17 protein-coding genes are annotated in these 18,029 nt (G+C 69.4%); 8 read left to right on the top strand and 9 right to left on the bottom strand.

Annotated elements, in window-relative coordinates:
- On the bottom strand, positions 1-681 hold the full coding sequence (mtrA, locus tag JOF42_RS09030; protein ID WP_210097555.1) for an MtrAB system response regulator MtrA: 681 nt from the start codon (positions 679-681) through the stop codon (positions 1-3).
- Positions 682-777: 96 nt separating this feature from the next.
- Between mtrA and JOF42_RS09025 the strand changes: the two genes are divergently transcribed.
- From JOF42_RS09025 to JOF42_RS09000, 6 genes are all read left to right on the top strand, one after another.
- Entirely contained in the window at positions 778-2,280 is a 1,503-nt protein-coding gene (locus JOF42_RS09025; RefSeq protein ID WP_210097554.1) for a hypothetical protein, read from the top strand.
- A complete protein-coding gene (locus JOF42_RS09020; protein ID WP_210097553.1) occupies positions 2,277-2,918 on the top strand; it encodes a DUF4129 domain-containing protein in 642 nt (213 codons plus the stop codon). Before JOF42_RS09025 ends, JOF42_RS09020 begins: the two co-directional genes overlap by 4 nt.
- Positions 2,915-4,108 (top strand): DUF4350 domain-containing protein, encoded by a 1,194-nt coding sequence (locus JOF42_RS09015; protein ID WP_210097552.1) that lies wholly within the window; start codon positions 2,915-2,917, stop codon positions 4,106-4,108. The genes JOF42_RS09020 and JOF42_RS09015 overlap by 4 nt, the downstream gene beginning before the upstream one ends.
- Positions 4,109-4,207: 99 nt before the next feature.
- On the top strand, positions 4,208-5,131 hold the full coding sequence (locus JOF42_RS09010; RefSeq protein WP_245341115.1) for an AAA family ATPase: 924 nt from the start codon (positions 4,208-4,210) through the stop codon (positions 5,129-5,131).
- Complete coding sequence (locus tag JOF42_RS09005) at positions 5,132-6,439, top strand: DUF58 domain-containing protein (RefSeq protein ID WP_210097550.1); 1,308 nt, start codon at positions 5,132-5,134, stop codon at positions 6,437-6,439.
- Positions 6,440-6,459: 20 nt separating this feature from the next.
- Positions 6,460-7,236: an aquaporin gene (locus tag JOF42_RS09000; RefSeq protein WP_245340767.1), complete on the top strand. Its 777-nt coding sequence runs from the start codon at positions 6,460-6,462 to the stop codon at positions 7,234-7,236.
- 16 nt (positions 7,237-7,252) lie between these two features.
- Here the strand turns inward: JOF42_RS09000 and JOF42_RS08995 are convergent, their stop codons facing one another.
- Positions 7,253-8,245: a stage II sporulation protein M gene (locus tag JOF42_RS08995; RefSeq protein WP_210099148.1), complete on the bottom strand. Its 993-nt coding sequence runs from the start codon at positions 8,243-8,245 to the stop codon at positions 7,253-7,255.
- A gap of 16 nt (positions 8,246-8,261) precedes the next feature.
- On the opposite strand from JOF42_RS08995, the gene JOF42_RS08990 reads away from it, so the two are divergent.
- Positions 8,262-9,071, top strand: coding sequence for an RDD family protein (locus JOF42_RS08990; RefSeq protein ID WP_210097549.1), 810 nt, complete (start codon positions 8,262-8,264; stop codon positions 9,069-9,071).
- A 26-nt stretch (positions 9,072-9,097) separates the two neighbouring features.
- Here the strand turns inward: JOF42_RS08990 and JOF42_RS08985 are convergent, their stop codons facing one another.
- The 4 genes from JOF42_RS08985 to JOF42_RS08970 form a co-directional block, all read right to left on the bottom strand.
- On the bottom strand, positions 9,098-10,312 hold the full coding sequence (locus JOF42_RS08985; protein WP_210097548.1) for an ABC transporter permease: 1,215 nt from the start codon (positions 10,310-10,312) through the stop codon (positions 9,098-9,100).
- Positions 10,309-11,112, bottom strand: coding sequence for an ABC transporter ATP-binding protein (locus JOF42_RS08980; RefSeq protein ID WP_307803573.1), 804 nt, complete (start codon positions 11,110-11,112; stop codon positions 10,309-10,311). The genes JOF42_RS08985 and JOF42_RS08980 overlap by 4 nt, the downstream gene beginning before the upstream one ends.
- Positions 11,109-12,068, bottom strand: coding sequence for an efflux RND transporter periplasmic adaptor subunit (locus JOF42_RS08975; protein ID WP_245340765.1), 960 nt, complete (start codon positions 12,066-12,068; stop codon positions 11,109-11,111). The genes JOF42_RS08980 and JOF42_RS08975 overlap by 4 nt, the downstream gene beginning before the upstream one ends.
- 76 nt (positions 12,069-12,144) lie before the next feature.
- Positions 12,145-12,351, bottom strand: a complete 207-nt coding sequence (locus JOF42_RS08970; protein ID WP_210097546.1) for a DUF3499 family protein — start codon at positions 12,349-12,351, stop codon at positions 12,145-12,147.
- A gap of 80 nt (positions 12,352-12,431) precedes the next feature.
- Between JOF42_RS08970 and JOF42_RS08965 the strand changes: the two genes are divergently transcribed.
- The gene (locus JOF42_RS08965; RefSeq protein WP_245340764.1) at positions 12,432-12,857 is read left to right on the top strand and encodes a metallopeptidase family protein; all 426 of its coding nucleotides are present in this window, start codon (positions 12,432-12,434) and stop codon (positions 12,855-12,857) included.
- Between the two features lie 30 nt (positions 12,858-12,887).
- Here JOF42_RS08965 and JOF42_RS08960 read toward each other — a convergent pair whose 3' ends face one another.
- From JOF42_RS08960 to JOF42_RS08950, 3 genes are all read right to left on the bottom strand, one after another.
- Entirely contained in the window at positions 12,888-14,270 is a 1,383-nt protein-coding gene (locus tag JOF42_RS08960; protein WP_210097545.1) for a DUF5719 family protein, read from the bottom strand.
- The gene (locus JOF42_RS08955) at positions 14,267-17,539 is read right to left on the bottom strand and encodes a glycosyltransferase (RefSeq protein ID WP_210097544.1); all 3,273 of its coding nucleotides are present in this window, start codon (positions 17,537-17,539) and stop codon (positions 14,267-14,269) included. The genes JOF42_RS08960 and JOF42_RS08955 overlap by 4 nt, the downstream gene beginning before the upstream one ends.
- Positions 17,540-17,615: 76 nt before the next feature.
- Positions 17,616-17,933, bottom strand: coding sequence for a WhiB family transcriptional regulator (locus tag JOF42_RS08950; RefSeq protein ID WP_210097543.1), 318 nt, complete (start codon positions 17,931-17,933; stop codon positions 17,616-17,618).
- Positions 17,934-18,029: the final 96 nt, after the last annotated feature.

The raw sequence follows: 18,029 nt of genomic DNA, 5'->3' as shown, positions 1-18,029 counted from the left end.
CTAGCCCGGGCTCCCGGCACGGTAGCCGACGCCACGCACCGTCATGACGATCTTGGGGTTGTCAGGGTCGAGCTCGACCTTGGCCCGAAGCCGCTGCACGTGCACGTTCACGAGGCGCGTGTCGGCCTTGTAGTGGTATCCCCACACCTGTTCGAGGAGCATCTCGCGGGAGAACACCTGCTGCGGCTTCGACGCGAGGGCGACGAGCAACTGGAACTCCAGCGGTGTCAGGGCGATCGGGGCCGTCCCTCGGCGCACCTCGTGCGCATCGACGTCGACGGTGAGATCGCCCACGCGCAACTGCTCCCCCAGAGTCTGCGGCGCCGGGCGCAGACGAGTGCGGATGCGGGCGACGAGCTCCTTGGGGTTGAACGGCTTGACGATGTAGTCGTCTGCGCCCACCTCGAGTCCGCGCACCACGTCTGCGGTGTCGCTGCGCGCCGTGAGCATGATGACGGGGACACCGGATTCCGCACGGATCCGCGTGCAGATCTCGATTCCGTCCATGCCGGGCAGCATCAGGTCGAGCAGCACGAGGTCGGGTCGCTGCGTGCGCCATTCCTCGACAGCCCGCGCACCGTCGGCGCAGAACACGGGCTCGAAGCCCTCCGTGCGCAGCACGATGCCGATCATCTCGGCGAGCGCGGTGTCGTCGTCGACCACAAGAATGCGTGAGGTCATAACTGTTACCTTATGGCACTCAGTACCACTGACCCCATGTCTGCGCGCCCAACGGGTGTTGTGACACGATGGGAGCGCACGACGGAGGGAGTGCCGGTGAGCGGCCAGACGTGGACCCCTGCCCCGAAGAAGGGCATCATCCCTTTGCATCCGCTGACCTTCGGCATGATGTTGGGCAGATCCTTCGCGGCGCTGCGACACAACCCCAAGGTCCTGTTCGGCTTCGGGGTCGTGATCCAGCTCGCTGTGGTGGTGCTCAGCGCGGCCGTCATGGGCTTCGTGTTCTTCACGACCTTCACACGGCTCGAGTCCCTGACCCCGTCCTCCCCCGACTTCGAAGCGGTGTTCGCCGGCACCATCGCGATGAACATCGTGGCCGGCCTCGCCGTGGGCCTCGCCTCGGTCGCCTTCACCGCTCTCATGCAGGGAGTGGTCGCGGCCGAGGTCGGCTTCGCGGCGATCGGCGTCAAGGCGACCCTGGGAACGCTGTGGCGGAAGATGATCCCGTCGTTCTGGCGCCTGGCCGCATTCGCTTCGCTCTCCGTCATCTTCATCTTCGGCGTGATCGTCGTCCTCTTCCTGATCATCGCCGGCTTCATCGCGGGCGGGCTCGGAGGGTCGGCGGAGGCCATCGGGGGCATCGTGATCCTCGTGGTGGTGCTCGTCCTCGCCACCATCCCGCTCACGGTGTGGTTGACGACGAAGCTCCTCCTGGTCCCGTCGATCCTCGTCCTCGAGCGGGCGAAGTTCCGCGACGCGCTCGTGCGCTCGTGGCGCCTCACCCGGGGCCGATTCTGGATCGCCTGGGGCGTCACCTTCCTGATCGGCGCCATCATGGGCGTCGCGATGCAGCTTGTGAACCTGCCCGTCTCCCTGGTGAGCTCGATGCTCGGCACGGTGATCGCGCCGACGGGCTCGGCCGACACCGCCACCATCATGGGATTCGTCTTCGCCCTGCTCGCCCCGCAGATCCTCCTGCTCGTCCTGCAGGCAGTCACGCTGGTGGTGCAGAGCACCGCGGGAACCCTCGTCTACCTCGACAGCCGGATGCGCTACGAGGGCCTCGACCAGTCGCTCATCCGCCACGTGGAGCGCAGGGACCTCGGCTGGACCGACGAGCAGCTGGGGGATCCATTCGTCGTCGATGCCGAGCGCGCCGTGACGAGCGCGCCTCCGCCCAAGCAGGTCCCCGAGTGGGCGATGATGACGCCCGCGGGCTACCCGACACAGCCGTACGCCGCGTATCAGCAGTACCCGGCGCCGCAATACCAGGGGGAGCCGCCGTACGCGGGACAGCCCTACGCGGGACAGCCTTACGCCGGACAGCCCTACGCCGGACAGCCCTACGCCGGACAGCCGCAGTACGCACAGCCCCAATACCCCTATCCCGCGCAACCGCAGAGTCCCGCACAGCCGTACCTCGACCAGCATCAGGCACCCCCGTTGCCGCCCTACGCTCCCGCGCCCTCGACCCCTCCGGCGCCCCCGGCAGCGGGTCAGACGCCTCCGCAGACTGCTTCGTCTCCGAACCCCGCACCCGAGCGACCGACGGACTCGACCTGGGCGGCCCCCGGGTCGGGCGGCGAAGGGTCGGCATGATCCGTCCCCTCGACGATGTGCGCATCCCTGACGGAGACGAGGCGAGACGCTGGGCCGAGCAGGAGCTCGCCGATCCTCGCTACGCCGATGCGAAACCGACCTGGTTCGACCTGATCGCGCGCGACATCGGACGCTTCCTCGCCGACCTCTTCGATTCCGACAACGGAGCGAATGTCGGGCCGTCGGCGCTCATCGTCGTGAGTCTCATCGTGGTGGGCGCTCTGATCGCGGCGCTCATCATCTGGGGCCGCCCCCGCCGCTCTCAGGCGATCAGGAGGCCGCGCGGTGACCTCCTCGGCGCGGACGACGACCGCTCTGCCGTGCAGCTGCGTGCAGAAGCCGAGCGCAGCGCTCGTGCCGGAGACTGGGACGACGCCACGATCCTGAGATTCCGCGCCCTCGCGAGAGGCCTGCTGGAACGCGACCTCATCGACCCCTCCCCCGGTGCCACCGCGCAGGCGATCGCTCGCGAGGTCTCCGCCGTGTTCCCGACGGAGACGTCGCCTGTGCGCAACGCCGCCGTCTCCTTCGACGACGTGCGCTATCTGCGGCACCCCGCGACGGCGGAACGCTATGCCGAGATCGCCGCCACCGATGACCGTCTCAGCACGCTCCGACCCGAGTCGGTGACCGCGTGACGCTGCTCGAGAACGACGCACCCTCGGCGTCGACCGCCGAACGCCTCACGCACCGTCGGCGCCTGCGGTCGCTGATCGGCTGGGCCGTGGTCGTGCTGCTCGTTCTCGGCGGGGTGTTCGTGGCGATACAGGTCGGTGTGCGGATGCCTGACCAGCGTGGTGCGCTCGACCCCGAGAGCGTCGGAGATTCAGGATCGATGGCGCTCGCCCAGCTCCTCGCCGATCAGGGCGTCGAGGTCGAGGTGTTCCGTTCGCGGACCGAAGCGCGTGCGGCGCTCGACGACGACGCCACACTCGTGCTGGCCAATCCGTACACGCTCTCCGACGAGGCGATCCGTGAGCTGATCGATCCGGCAGGCCGGGTCGTCTTCCTCTCGAGCAGCACTCACCTTCTCACTCTTCTGAACATCGGCGACAACGCCCCGGCGGACGCCGCTCCTGTGGAGGCCGACTGCAGCGTTCCGGAGTTCGCGGACGTCGGCACGATTCGCCCCGATCGTCTGTTCGCTCCGGGTGACGGCGTCGAGGGATGCTTCGGAACCGACGATGCCGCCGCAGTCCTCGTGGACGAAGACTCGGGCACCACGACGAGCGTCGTCGAGGGTGCACGCCTGTTCAGCAATGCCTACCTCGCCGAAGACGGGAACGCCGCACTCGGTATCGCTCTCCTCGGTCAGGCCGATCGTGTGGTCTGGTACGTGCCCAGCTTCGCCGACACGGACATCGAGGGAAAGACGCCCGACACGCTGGGCTCGCTCACCCCCGGCTGGGTGACCCCGGCGATCCTGCTGCTGATGGTCGCCGGACTCGCCGCGGCGCTGTGGCGCGGCCAGCGCTTCGGGCCGCTGGTCGCCGAGACGCTTCCGGTGACGGTGCGCGCCTCCGAGACCATGAACGGTCGCGCCCGCCTCACCGCGAAATCCGGCGACGCGGCGCACGCCGGCGAAGCGATCGTCGACGGGAGCAGGCGCAGGCTCGCTCGCCGACTCGGCCTCGCCGTGAACGCGACCCCCGAAGAGATCGCGGATGCGGCGGCCGATCGCCTCCGCATCCCCCGCGGTTCCCTGCATGACCTGCTCTCCGGACCGGCGCCCACCGACGATCCCGCCCTGATCGAGATGGCCCGCCGCCTGCAGGAGCTGGAGACCGCCGTCGATGCGTCCAGCTCGATCGGCCGGAGACCCGAATGACCCGTGCACCGCTGAGAATCACCGCCCATACCTCCGAACGGAAGCCGAGGACACCACGTGACCGCTGAGAACTTCGACGACGCGCAGCTGCGTCAGGCCATGCACCGGGTACGCACCGAGGTCGACAAGGCCGTCGTCGGCCAGGCGGGAACGGTGACGGGACTGCTCGTGTCGCTGCTCGCCCGCGGTCATGTGCTGCTCGAGGGCGTTCCGGGTGTCGCCAAGACGCTTGTCGTGCGGTCGTTCGCCCGCGCCCTCGGTCTCGACACGAAGCGGGTGCAGTTCACCCCCGACCTCATGCCCGGCGATGTGACGGGATCGCTCGTCTATGACGCGCGGACCGGGGAGTTCGACTTCCGCGCGGGCCCCGTGTTCACCAACATCCTGCTCGCCGATGAGATCAACCGCACTCCTCCGAAGACGCAGGCGGCACTGCTGGAGGCCATGGAGGAGCGTCAGGTGTCGGCCGACGGCGTCAGCCGCCCGCTGCCCGATCCGTTCCTGGTCGCCGCGACGCAGAACCCCATCGAGCACGAGGGCACGTACTCGCTGCCCGAGGCGCAGCTCGACCGCTTCCTGATGAAGCTGGTCGTCGGGATGCCTGAGCGGGACGCCGAGGTGTCGGTGCTCCGCAAGCATGCGTCGGGGTTCTCGCCGCGCGAGCTCACCGGCGTCGAGGCGACGGTCACGGCCGATGAGATCCGAGCCGCTCAGGACGCCGCCGGACGCGTCGAGGTCACCGACGATGTGCTCGGCTATGTCGTCGACCTCGCGAGGGCCACGAGGCAGTCTCCTTCGGTCGAGCTCGGAGCGAGCCCCCGCGCCTCCACCGGCCTGCTCGCAGCGGCGAAGGCGTGGGCCTGGCTGAACGCGTCTTCCGCCGTCACTCCCGACCATGTGCAGACCATGCTGGTGCCGGTCTGGCGCCACCGTCTGCAGCTGCGGCCGGACGCGCAGATGGAGGGCGTGTCCGCCGATGCCGTACTCACCTCCGTGGTGCAGCAGACCAGGGTGCCGATCTAGGTGTTCGTCACCGGCCGCCTCACCCTCGCCGTCGCCGTCGGCGTGGTTCCGGTCGTGCTCGCAGGGCTCGCTGACTTCTCGCCCTACGCCGCGCTCGGCATCTGGGTCGCTCTGTGCATCCTCCTGGTGGCGCTGGACGTGCTGCTCGCACCGAGTCCGCGCTCCGTGATCGTGACCAGGCGTGTCCCGACCCGCACTCGGCTCGGCGAGCTCGTTCCGGTGAGCGTCGCACTGCAGAACCAGGGCTCCCGCACTCTGCACGCGCTGATCCGCGATGCCTGGCAGCCGACGGCCGGTGCCGGCACGGACCGTCTTCCCCTCAGCGTGCCGCCGGGAGAGCGGCGTCGTGTCTCGATCCCGCTGCTCCCCCGACGACGCGGCGAGCTCTCGAGCGAGTTCGTGATGATCCGTTCACGGGGGCCGCTCGGACTCGCCGGACGCCAGGCTCGTCACAGCGTCCGGGGCACGATCCGCGTGCTCCCGGCGTTCTCATCGCGAAAACACCTTCCGTCCCGGCTCGCTCGGCTGCGCGAACTCGATGGGAACACCAGCATCCAGGTGCGCGGCCAGGGCACCGAGTTCGATTCGCTCCGCGAGTACGTGCGCGGCGACGACGTGCGCTCGATCGACTGGCGGGCGACAGCCCGCGCCGGCACCACGATGCTGCGGACGTGGCGTCCTGAGCGCGATCGCCATGTCGTGATCATCATCGACACCGGGCGCACCGCCGCAGCCCGCGTGGGCGACGGGACCAGGGTGGACGCCGCCCTCGAGGCGACGCTGCTGCTCGCCGCGCTCGCCTCGCGTGCGGGAGACCACGTGCATCTGCTCATGTACGACCGTGTGGTGCGGGCTCGGGTCACCGGCGTCGAGGGCACTGCGCTCCTCCCCGCGCTGACGGATGCGATGGCCCCCGTGCACGCACGCCTCGTCGACACCGACTGGCCGGGAGCGTTCGCCGCAGTGCGTACTCTCACGACCCGCCCCGCACTGATCGTCGTCCTCACCGCTCAGGATGCCGCGGAGTCGGCACGGGGCTTCCTCGGCGCCTTCCCCGATGCCTCGCGCGCGACGTCGATCCTCGTCGGATCCGTGACGGACGACGGCATCGCCGATCTGACGCAGCGACGCGGTTCGCGCGAGGAGGTCTACCTCGCCGCAGCGGCCGAACGCACGATGCGAGACGCCGAGAACGTGGCGGATGCCGTGCGACGAGCCGGGGGCGAGGCGATCGCCGCCGACCCCGAGAGCCTTCCCCCACGGATCGCCGATCGATACCTCGAGCTGAAAGCCGCAGGACGGCTGTGACGGGGTCGAAGGTCGACGGCATGAGCCCGACACACACGAGACTTCCCGCCGCCACGATGACCGCACGGCTCACCGCCGAGGCCTTCGGGACGACGATCCTCGTGATCGCGATCGTGGGCGCTGCGCTGTTCGCCTCCCGATTCGGCGAGGGCACCGATGTGAGCGGAGAGGGCATCGGCTTCGTCGGCATCTCGCTCGCGGCCGGACTGGCACTCATCGCCGCGGTGTACGCGTTCGGCCCGATCTCCGGCGGCCACTTCAATCCGGCCGTGACGCTCGGCGCGGCGGCGGCCGGACGGATGCCGTGGCGAGATGTGCCCTCCTACATCGCCGCCCAGTGCATAGGCGCGACGATCGCATCGACGCTGATCTTCCTGATCGGCCTGTTCGGCCCGGACGGGTGGCTCGAGGCCCAACGCACCGCGGGCTTCGCCAGCAACGGATTCGGAGCCTCCTCGCCAGGCGGTTTCGGCATGGGAGCGGCGATCATCGGCGAGGCGCTCTTCGCCGCGCTCCTCATCTTCGTCTTCCTGGGGGTCACGCATCCTGCGCGCGGCACGCCTCTGGGCGGACTCGTCACCGGCGTCACCCTGGCGCTGATCTACCTGGTTCTGCTGCCGATCGACTTCGCCTCGGTCAATCCCGCTCGATCGATCGCCACCGCCGTGTACGGGAGCACCGAAGCACTCGCACAGCTGTGGGTCTTCCTCGTCTTCCCGATGATCGGCGCACTCCTGGCCGGCCTCGCCTACCGGGCCCTCTTCGACGTCTCGGAGAGAGAGGAACTCGACACCTGAGCGATCCCGCCGGGTGTCAGCCCGCGAGGAGTCTCGGCGTGCCTGCTTCGTACTCCACGAGATCGCCGGTCTCGCCCAGACGGTGCGCACGGCCGCCGATCACGATCATGTAGATCAGGAAGGCGGCGAGGGCTGCGACCCCGATGCCGATCTTCACGGGCCAGGGCAACGACCATCCGGTGATGAAGCCCTCGATCAGTCCCGCGAGGAACAGCGAGAACACGAGTCCGATCGCCACCGTCGCGAGCGCTCGCCCCTCGGTGGCGAGAGACTCGCCTCGAGAGCGGTGCCCCGGAGCCACCCACGACCAGAACAGGTGCAGTCCGCCGGCCGCGGCGACGAAGATCGACGTCATCTCGAGCAGACCGTGCGGAAGGATGTACAGGATCATCACGTCGACCTTGTCATGCGCCGCCATCACCGCTCCGGAGCCCCCGAGTCCCATGGCGTTCTGCACGAGGACGTTCACCGGCCACAGTCCGGTGATGCCGAAGAGAACGCACTGCAGCGCGATCCAGGCGTTGTTCCACCAGACCATCCCCATGAAGACGGCCGCGGGGTTCTCCGTGTAGTAACCCGTGAAGCTCTCGTCCGCATACTGTTCGAGCAGATCGGGAGGCCCGAGCGTCGCGAGAAGTGCCGGATCGGAGGAGATCCATGCCGCGGTGCCGACGACGATCGCGATGAACGAGACGGCGACCACGAGAGTCGTCCACCGCAGGCGATAGAGCGCGGCGGGCAGCTGGCGAGAGAAGAAGCGCGCGGTCTGCGTGAGGATGCTGTCGGATGCCCCCGTGAGCCGCAGCCGTGACCGGACGAGGATCGTCGACAGGTACGCCCCCTGAGGGGATTCTCCGACCGACGTCTTGAGTTCGGCCAGATCGGCCGAAGCCGCCCGGTAGCGCACGATCAGCTCGTCGACCCCCGCGCCGTCCAGCCGCGCACGGCTCAGCTGCTCCAGCCGCTCCCACTCGGCGCGGCGTGCATCTGTCAGCGCATCGGCATCCACCTGATTTACTGTACTCATGTCTGCCCAGCTCGACGCATCCGACGAGGTGCTCTCCGGCGAAGCCGTCGCGATCGATGTGCAGCCGGTGGGCTTCGTGCTGAGAGCCGCAGGAGCGATCATCGATCTCCTGGTCGGTCTCGGGGTCTTCCTTCTCACGATCTTCCTGCGGATCTGGCTCTGGGACATCGGGCTCCTCGACGACGCGACCGACAGGATCGCCCTCATCGCGTCGATCGTGGTCAGCTTCGTCGTTCTCCCCATCACGATGGAGGTCGCGCTCAAGGGTCGCAGCCTCGGGAAGCTCGCCGTGGGCGGACGCATCGTGCGCATCGACGGCGGGGCGACAGGCTTCCGGCACGCGTTCATCCGCGCGCTTCTCGGCGTTCTCGAGATCTACATGACGCTCGGCAGCGTCGCCGTACTCTCCGGTGCCTTCAGCTCCCGATCCCAGCGACTCGGCGACATGGTCGCCGGCACCTACAGCCAGCGGGTTCGCACACCGAAGCTGATCCCCTCGGTGCCCGTGCTTCCGCCGATGCTCGCGGGATGGGCTCAGATCGCCGATGTGGCCCGCCTGCCCGATCGTCTCGCACGGCGCATCTCGCAGTTCCTGCAGAGCGCACCGCGGATGGTCCCGGCTGCGCGAGCGAGAGTCGCACAGGACCTCCTCGCCGAGGCCGCCCCCTTCGTCTCCCCGATCCCGGCAGCACCGGCGGAGGCGGTCCTCGTCGGGATCACCGTACTCCGCCGCGAACGGGAGCGCCGAGCTCTGCAGATCGCCGACCGCCGAGCCGAGAAGCTCACCGGCCGCCGCGTCGGCGTCTGATCCTTTCGCGCATCGCGAGATGCGCGTCAGAACCGGATCGCGTCGATCACCTTCACCCGCAGCGCGACGAGAGCGGGGATGAAACCGGCGACGGCGCCCACCACGATCGAGGCCGCGAGGCCGACGAAAGCGGCGCGCATGGGGAACGGCGGGATGTCCTGGATCCCGTAGAACAACGAGGTCACGACCCATTCCGAGCGCAGCACCGCCACGACGATCGCGATGCCGACGAGCCCTGCGACGGTCGTGGCGACGAGGCTCTCGAGCAGAACCGAGAAGAACACCCGCCCCGAGGTCGCCCCGAATGCGCGGCGCACTCCGATCTCCCGCACACGCTGCCGCATCGCGACCAACTGGATGTTGATGAGACTCAGCGCACCGAGCGCGAGGATCACCGCGGCGATCCCGCCCGTCACCATCTCGAAGGTCGCCTGTGCGTCCAGGGCACCGGGCTGCGCCGCCCAGTCGGAGCGGCTGACCGAGACGATCTGACCTTCCGGGAGCCCCGCGCGCAGATCCATCGCGAGCACAGGGGCGATCTCATCGACCTGCGCCGTGTCGAGCCAGATCTCGTACTGCGGCCAGGCTCCCTCCGGCAGTGCGTCGACGCGCGCGCGATAGGCGTCGTAGAGGATGTCGACGCGAAGCTCTTCGTCACCGAGGCCCTGTCGAGGCACCACTCCCACCACCTGATACGTCCCTCCCGCAGGACCCGCGAGGGTGAGCGTCGGATGCTGCGGAAGCGGCACCCGTCCGATGCGATCCCACAGCGCCTCCGTGATCACGACGGGTGGCGACAGCGCCTCTACGTCGTCGTCCCGCAGCCATCTGCCTTCGAGTAGCTGCTCCCGGTGGATCTGGGAGTAGAGCGGATCGATCAGTCGGGAGTTGACGTCGACGATGCCGTCAGGAAGCTGCACGGGCACCACCATGCCCTGCGCGATCCTGGCCGTATGGCTGAACCCGAACCGTTCGGCGGCCCGGGTGAACCGCTCGTCGAAGGCATCGGGGTCGACCGGCGTCCCGTCCTCGGCGGTGATGCCGACGACCAGGGTCGCTGCGCGTCCACCGAATCGGTCGGACTGCTCCGTCTGGAACTGACGCTGATACTCCGAGAGTGCGACCACACCGGTGAGCGCCGCCACCGACACGGCGATCCCGATCAGGCTGAGCAGCACGCGCAGCTTGTGCACGCGGATCTCGGCCCAGGCGTCCGCGAGAGCGCCGAGGATACCGGTCACGACGCGGCCCCCCGACGGGTCAGCGGCGCCGCGGCGACAGCGGGAGCGGATCCGGACGGGACAGCCGAAGCGGACGGGACAGCCGCCGCGAGAGTCGAGGCTTCGAAAGCACGACTGAGGTCGGCGGTCTCGAGGATTCCACCGTCGAGCCGGTAGTGGCGACGGGCGCGAGCCGCGACGTGCAGATCATGGGTGATGGTCACCAGTGCCGCCGAAGTCTCGGTGGCGACCTCATCCAGGAGGGACATCACGGACGCTCCGGTGTCGATGTCGAGGGCACCGGTCGGCTCATCGGCGAGGATCAGCACGGGGCTGCGCACGAGCGCTCTGGCGATCGCGACCCGCTGCTGCTCGCCACCGGAGAGCCGATCGGCGATCTGCTCGATCCGATGGCCTAGTCCGACGCGCTCGAGCATGTCGGCCGCGATCCGGCGCCGGTTCCAAAAAAGACGACCCCTGGCGTGCCCGAGCGGCATCATGACGTTGTCGAGCGCGGTGCGTCCGGGCAGCAGGTTGAACTGCTGGAACACGAAACCGACGTTGTCTCCTCGCAGGCGGTCGAGCCGCCCCGATCGCATCCGCCGCACCTCGCGCCCCTCGAACGCGACGGAACCGCTTGTGGGTGCGTCGAGCATTCCGAGGATGTTGAGCAGCGTCGATTTACCCGACCCCGATCTGCCGACGATCGAGACGTGGTCGCCGGAGCTCACTTCCAGCGTGATCCCCCGCAGGATCTCCAACTGGGAGTCGTTCGGCAGACGCACGCTCTTCGTGACGTCCGTCAGTGCGACGAGGGTCACCAGCTGGACCCGCTGTCGCACTGCTCGACACCGGGTTCGATCTCGTAGCAGACCTCCTCGACCGGAGCGACGAAGCCGGGCACAAACTGTCTGATCGACTCGCCCTCTTCGAGTCCGGAGACGACCTCGACCATGGCACCGTCGTTCACCCCGAGCGTCACCGCTCTCTCTTCGGGATCGGCGCCGTCACCGGCATCCACCCAGACGTTTCCGGTGCCCGCGCCACCCTGAACAGCCGTGACCGGCACGACCAGCGCGTCGTCGACCTGCCCGAGCGCTAGGTCGATGGTCGCCGGCAGACCGGCGAACACGACCTGATCGGCAGGGACGGCGCAGCGCACGCTCGCCGTGCCCTCCGCGCTCACCTGCACCCGCACACCGGTGCAGGAGAACGGCGCGGGTCCTCCGGCGATGCTCACGGATGCTTCTGCGGGTGCGTTCACCAGTCGATACAGCTGCACGGGCTCCACCGTCGCGAGCAGGTGATAGCGCGCCGGGGTCAGCGTGTAGGTCTCCGTCCCTGCCGAGGTCATCTGCCCCTTCACGAGGGCGATCTCCGAGACGTCGCCGGCTTCGGGCGCGACGACTTCGATGTCCTTCCTCGGCTCGTCCTGTCTGATCGTGAACAGCTTCTGTCCCGCGGTGACGGTCGCGCCCTCCGCCACATGCACGGCGAGCACGGTGCCGTTGATCTCCGTGCGCACGGGGAACACATCGTCTCGGGCGACATTGCCGCTGAGCGAGAGGGCGTTCACGACGGAGCCTCGCTCGACCGCGACGATCGGATCCGTGATCGACGCCTCCGGGCTGACGACTGCCTCGGTGCGATCGGGGAAGAACGCGATCTTCACGAGAGCCGCTGCACACGCTCCGAACACGAGCACGAGCAGAAGGGGGAAGATCCAGCGTCGCCAGACGATCACGGCTGCCTCTCCGGCGGCGCCGCCCTGGCGCATCCGCGGTCAGCGTAGCCCGGAAGCGCGAACCGTCCGGGGCGAAGAGCGGCGTGTCCGCGCCGCTGTTCCGGTCAGATCAGGCGCGCAGCGCCTCGTGCCGCACGACCAGCCAGCCGGCGGGTACCGAGAGCCGGTCCGCGTGCGCCGCGCACAGATCGTGTGCGTGCGGGTGGTTGGCGATGCCGAGCGGCCCCAGCGCCGCCATCTGGTCGCCGTAGTCATAGGTGAGCGTCGCCACGGCTTCTCGCGCGCAGCCGACCTTCGAGCAGAGTCTTCCGTCCATCCCCGTCAGGCTACGCCCCGTTCGGAAGACGAGCGGATGCCGCGCCGCCCGACCGCGCAGACTCGGCCTAGACTTTCGCTATGCCCCGTCGCCCCCGCACCTCCGCCGCGCCACGTCGCGGAGCCAGGCACGGACGACACGGGCGTCTCGGACGCAGCGAGGTCGTTCGCCCTCCGCTGGCACCGCTCGACGGTCGCATCGATCGGTTCGACCTCACCGTCGGCACAGCTGTGGAGTTCCTCCGCGGCACCTGGCCGGAGCTGCAGGACGTGCGATTCGAGATCGGGGCGATGCCCGCGTTCGAGGCGACCGACGAGGTGCCCCGCTGGCATCTCGACCATGAGAAGCAGCGGATCGTGCTCTTCCGCCTGCCGATCGAGCGGTTGCTCCCGCCCGGTCACGACGACGGTTCCCACCGGCGGATGGCGATCGAGAGCGCGGTCTTCCGAGCCGCAGCAGAGTACGTCGGTCGTGAGCCCTGGGACCTCGGCGGGCACGACCACTGAGGTCGAGCCCGCAGCGGCCGTATGATCTCGTCAGGGATAGACGGTGATGCTCTGCTGGGCTCCGACCGCGGGCCATACCGGCCAGACGGCGAGGGCACCCGCCGCCGTCATCGTCAACGATGCATGGATCGGCCCGGACGTCGTCATCGAGTAGACCGTGCGGGATTTCACCGTGACCTTCGTCGAAGAACCGGCCGGCACCGTGACCTCGATGGGATCTCCTCCGCCGACGGGCTGCACCTTCACGGAGGCGTCGGACTCCTCGCTGTTCACGAGCACGAGTCGGGGAACAGGACCCGCAGGAACCGCGACGTAGACCTCGTCCTCCACGTCGGGTGCGGGCAGCACCCAGGCGAAATCGGTCTCGGGACCTTCACCGTCCTGTTGTCGGACCGCCGACAGCACGGGTGCGTCTGACTCGATGCGCGCCGTGTACTCCCCCGGCGGCAGCGTCGAGAGCGACAGCTCGGTGGGCTCATCGGCGGCGAGCGGCACCGTCAGTTCTGCGGCCGTCGCAGACGACCCGACCTCGCTGAGTGTGACGACGGCTTGCGCGTCGGCGCCCGGAGAGAACAATCGGACGACGGCCATGTCGGAATTGTCCCCGTCGTTCTCGAAAACCCGGATGCCGGGCAGCACGGGATGTCTCTGGGGTGCCGCCACGGCGTCCTGCAGGTCGACGCCGGCAGGATCGAGCGTCCGCGTGAGGGAGGACTGCAGCACGGCTCTCACTGGCGACCCCGTCGCCGTGACCTTCACGACGGGGTAGTCCGACCCCGCGGCGATCGAGGTGAGCGGGAGCGCGACCTGCGACTGCGCGGGGACGATGACCGTGCTCGAGGCTCGGACAGAGCCGTAGAGGCCCAGCGTCACCGTCGAGGGTACGACGCCGGGATTCGTGAGGACGATCAGATCTTCGGTTCCGGTCTCCACCGTGCCACCGACGAGCCACGACTCGATGCTGGCCGGACGGCAGGGGGCAGCCGCGAGTCCGAACAGGTCGTCTTCGTCGAGGGCGACCGACTCGGTCGCACCGATGCGCGGTGCCTCCCTCCCCTCGACGACTCCGACCAGACGTTGCGCGGATCCGCCGTCGGCGAGGTCCTTCGCCGGGAGTGCATCGGACTCGGGGCGTCCGGACGACCCGTCGACGGTCAGCTTCGGGGTCGCGGCCGACACCATCTCGAGCGACGCGGACGGATTCCGGCCGATCGCCCGGAAGTCTCCGTTGCACACGAGAACGGTGTCTCCGGGAAGAGGCGTGACCTGGGCCTGCGCGGGCCCGTGAGCGACGGTGGGCCACGGCGAGGCGATGGCGACCACGACTCCGACCACGCACGCAGCGGCGACGACGGTCCCGGTCAGTACTCGCGCGCCCGTGGCGGCGACTCGGAATGCACGGTTCGTGCTCATCGTCGTTCCTCCTCGTCTTCGTCGCGGGAAAGATCTGCTGTCGACTGCTCACTCTCGTCCGCCGTCGGGGCATCGCGCTCCGCCGCCTCGTGCGCGGCCGACTGAGGTTCAGCGCCGTCAGTCGGCGGCGCTTCGTCATCGGACGCGACGGGAAGATCGGAATCGCCGACGGACTCGGACTCGCCTACGGGTTCGGACTCGCCCGTCGATTCGGACTCGCCTGCCGGTTCGGACTCGCCCGTCGATTCGGACTCGCCCGTCGATTCGGACTCGCCGGCGGGTTCGGAGTCGAGCCCTGCATCCGGCGCGACCTCGGCAGCCGTCGATTCCTCCGGAACCTCCGTCACCGCCTCGTCGGCCGCGCGGTCCGTCGTCTCGACGGCCGGCGATACCGCCCCGGATGGCGCTTCCGGATGATCATGGTCGTCGCGATCCTCCGGATGCCGCGACAGCACGAGCGGCTCATCCGCGGCGCGCCCCACGATGCGCGATTTCGCGCGGGCGGCGCGCCTGGATGCGCGCGTCGGGACCGACAGCAGCAGGGCGGCGAAGACCAGCACGAGCTGGAGAGTGATCGCGAGCCGCGCTGTCGCCTGCTGCGCGGGCGAGAGATCGGCACGCGGCGACGCCTCGGCTTCGAGCCGGTAGAGCACACCGCGATCGGTCTTCCCTGCCTGCACGAAACCCGCACGCTGGTCGAGTGACGTCACTGCCTCCGTGCGCAGCATCCGAGCTCGATCGGACTCGTCGTCCGACACCTTGGCGAGCAGCACATAGGCGATGCCTTCGTCTCCCAGCTCGCCCGCCGCGTCGAAGTCACGCGCCGAGAGCAGGTCGACCGCCAGCGTCGTCAGATCGGTGCCCTGGAGTTCGGTCGCCGTGGAGAGCATCGTGGTCTGTGCGCCCAGGGTCTCGCTGCCACCCCAGGCGACTTCGGTCGCGAGCCCGCCGTCGTTCTGCGGCGTGAGGACGAGCGTCCCGATGGGCCTGTCGTCGCCCGCCTGCGCAGCCACGTACGCGGGCAGAGTCGACACCGGACCGTCTCGGAGCGCCGACGCATCGGAGTAGTGGAAGGCTGCGAGCGCCGGAACCGCGCACACCGTGACCGCCAGGCCGGCGACCGCGGCGCTGAGCACGCGGACCCGCGGCATCGTCAGCGCCGTGTCGAGCGTCACCAGGGCGGCGCCCGTCACTCCGATCCACGCAAGACTCAGCCCCGCCCCCGGCCAGATCGCGACGGGCACCCCCTCGGCGAACGAGACGGTGATGCCGACCGCGAGGAACGCCGTCGCGAGCCCGCAGAGAGCGACGACCAGGAGGGTGATCCCGGCGCGCCAACGCGGAGCGACCGACGAGACCAGAGCCAGCAGCGCGAGCGGCGCCAGCAGCACACCGGCCCACGGGGCGAGCTCGGCCCCGAGCAGCGACGCCCAGCCGGCCATCCCCTCGGTGGGGAATCCCGAGGCGAGTGCGAGCCTGCCTGCCGCATCCGCCGCCGCGGAGGGGCCCGCCCAGACGGATCCGGGATCGGCCAGCACCGCGATGAGGCTGCCGTGGGTCAGCTGCCAGAGCACCAGCGGCGCGAAGAGCATCGCGGCGGGCACCGGCACCCAGAGCAGACGGACGGCTCCGCGGATGCGGGCACCGGCGAGAGTGATGCCGAGCGCCACGACCCACAGGAGCAGGAGCGCGGGAGCGAGCGAGGGTGCGCAGGCGGTGACGGCCGCGAAGAGCAGGGATGCCGCTCCGGCAGCGCCCCAGGAACGATGGGCGACGACCGCGGCATGGAACAGCCACGGCAGCAGGAGGTGCACGAGCACCCCGGTGGGTCGCCCGTCCACCAGGGCGGTGAGGAACGTGGGCGCGAGCGCCCAGACGATCCCCGCGAAGATGCGCAGGCCCGCCCGATCCGTCACACGCGTCGCGGCGAACCATCCGCCCAGCACGGCCAGGGGCAGCGCGAGGATCCACAGCAGCACCAGCGCGAACGACGGCGCAGCGGGCCACAGGGATCCGAGAACCGCGATGACGGCCGCGAAGGGGTCAGCGGGTCCGATGACGTCTGCACCGAGACCACGGAGCCCCCACGCGGCGTCGCTCCACAGCGCCGCGACAGTGGTGCGCAGCGGAAGCAGCGCGCCGCCTCCGAGCACCGGCCAGGCGAGGATCGTGGTGAATGTGGCGATACTCACGACGAGGGCTGCGAGCACCGCCCAGGCTCCGCCGCCCGAGAAGAACCGCAGCTCGCTGACGGCGCCTCCCTCACTGCCGTGGCCATCGTCGAGCCTCCGGTGCAGGTCCTGCCGACTCACCCTGAGCGGGGAGATGCTCGACCAGCTCGACGTGCGGAAGGCGCGGATGCTCTGACGCGAGCGCGCGATGGCACCGAAGCGGAACATCGCGGTCACCGCCGCACCCCACTCCGGCGCGACGGCTTCCGGGCGCTTGCCGATCAGATGCGTCACCGATCGCCAGAGCGCGAGCGGCAGCAGAGTCAGCCAGTGCAGGGGCACTGCGATCGCGGGAGCGTAAGCGAGGCGTCGGTGCAGCTGGGCGAGCCTGGTGACGAACGCCCTTCGACTGCGGCCGGCCGGAAGAGCGGCGGGGCCGTCCGGCGACACCGCGATCCGAGCAGACGGCGCGAGGACGACGCGACCGCCGCCGAGCCGCGCCCGGACTCCCAGATCGAGCCCCTGATCCGCGCCGGCCAATGCCGGATCCGGCCGGAGCGGGTCGCGGACCTCGGCCCGGATCAGCATGCCTCGGATGTCTGCCCCGAGCACATCGTCACCGCCGTCGTGCTGCCCCTGATCGAGTTCCCCCGACGCCAGCTCGACCGAGCGCCCGAGGGCGGTCATGGTCACACCGAGCGAGACGATCTCACGGTCGTTGTCGGTGTGCACGAGCTTCGGGGCGACGATCGCGGCGGACGGTGACCGCTCGAGCGTGCCCACGAGCCGCTCGAGGGCCCGCCGATGCGGCGCGGTGTCCTGGGCCAGCAGCCAGACGGCGCTGCCCTCCGCGATCCTCGGTCGCGCCAGCTCGATCGCATCTGCGAAAGAGGTGTGCGCCCGCGCCTGGATGATCCCCTCCACCGCGGCGCCGACCGTCTCGCTCTCACGAGCCGACGCGGCGTCGCCGCACATCACCAGCGTGATCACGGCCGGTGGCGTGGTCTGGGAACGCAGCGCGTCCAGAGTGCGGAGCAGCTGAGCGCGGGCGGAAGAACCGGGGCGCGCGACGATGATTGCGTGAACTCGGGCTGGCATGACCTGGTCAGCCTATGCGCGGTGCGGTATTCCACCGGCCACCGCTCGCGGCGTGGCCGCGAAGCTGTGAACGAGGTCAGCTGGCCTGGCGCTTGAGCTTGCGGCGCTCGCGTTCCGAGAGGCCGCCCCAGATGCCGAAGCGCTCATCGTTGTTGAGCGCGTATTCGAGGCACTCGCCGCGCACATCGCACGACGTGCAGATGCGCTTGGCATCACGGGTCGATCCGCCCTTCTCGGGGAAGAATGCCTCGGGGTCGGTCTGGGAGCACAGCGCGTCGCTCTGCCAGGCGAGAGCGTTGTCGTCGTCGGCCTCGACCTTCCGGACCCCGGGAACACCGAGGTTGATCGGATCGACGAACCAGTTCTCCGGTACGTCTGAACGGTAACCCGTCATCTCGCTCTCCAACCCCTAAATTCCGCCCCCTCGGCGGGCCGTGCTCAACTAATTACACCCGTGTCATTCCCATCGGTCAAGTCGCGGATGGTAAAC

Source organism: Microbacterium phyllosphaerae, from assembly GCF_017876435.1.
Taxonomy (GTDB): Bacteria; Actinomycetota; Actinomycetes; order Actinomycetales; family Microbacteriaceae; genus Microbacterium; species Microbacterium phyllosphaerae.
This window is presented reverse-complemented; position numbering and strand designations above follow the sequence as displayed.

What these genes read in the sequence shown, in the direction of transcription:
- mtrA (WP_210097555.1), bottom strand. Translation starts at nt 681, where the DNA reads ATGACCTCACGCATTCTTGTGGTCGACGACGACACCGCGCTCGCCGAG.
- JOF42_RS09020 (WP_210097553.1), top strand. Translation starts at nt 2,277, where the DNA reads ATGATCCGTCCCCTCGACGATGTGCGCATCCCTGACGGAGACGAGGCG.
- JOF42_RS09010 (WP_245341115.1), top strand. Translation starts at nt 4,208, where the DNA reads ATGCACCGGGTACGCACCGAGGTCGACAAGGCCGTCGTCGGCCAGGCG.
- JOF42_RS09000 (WP_245340767.1), top strand. Translation starts at nt 6,460, where the DNA reads ATGAGCCCGACACACACGAGACTTCCCGCCGCCACGATGACCGCACGG.
- JOF42_RS08990 (WP_210097549.1), top strand. Translation starts at nt 8,262, where the DNA reads ATGTCTGCCCAGCTCGACGCATCCGACGAGGTGCTCTCCGGCGAAGCC.
- JOF42_RS08975 (WP_245340765.1), bottom strand. Translation starts at nt 12,068, where the DNA reads ATGCGCCAGGGCGGCGCCGCCGGAGAGGCAGCCGTGATCGTCTGGCGA.
- JOF42_RS08970 (WP_210097546.1), bottom strand. Translation starts at nt 12,351, where the DNA reads ATGGACGGAAGACTCTGCTCGAAGGTCGGCTGCGCGCGAGAAGCCGTG.
- JOF42_RS08965 (WP_245340764.1), top strand. Translation starts at nt 12,432, where the DNA reads ATGCCCCGTCGCCCCCGCACCTCCGCCGCGCCACGTCGCGGAGCCAGG.
- JOF42_RS08960 (WP_210097545.1), bottom strand. Translation starts at nt 14,270, where the DNA reads ATGAGCACGAACCGTGCATTCCGAGTCGCCGCCACGGGCGCGCGAGTA.
- JOF42_RS08955 (WP_210097544.1), bottom strand. Translation starts at nt 17,539, where the DNA reads ATGCCAGCCCGAGTTCACGCAATCATCGTCGCGCGCCCCGGTTCTTCC.
- JOF42_RS08950 (WP_210097543.1), bottom strand. Translation starts at nt 17,933, where the DNA reads ATGACGGGTTACCGTTCAGACGTACCGGAGAACTGGTTCGTCGATCCG.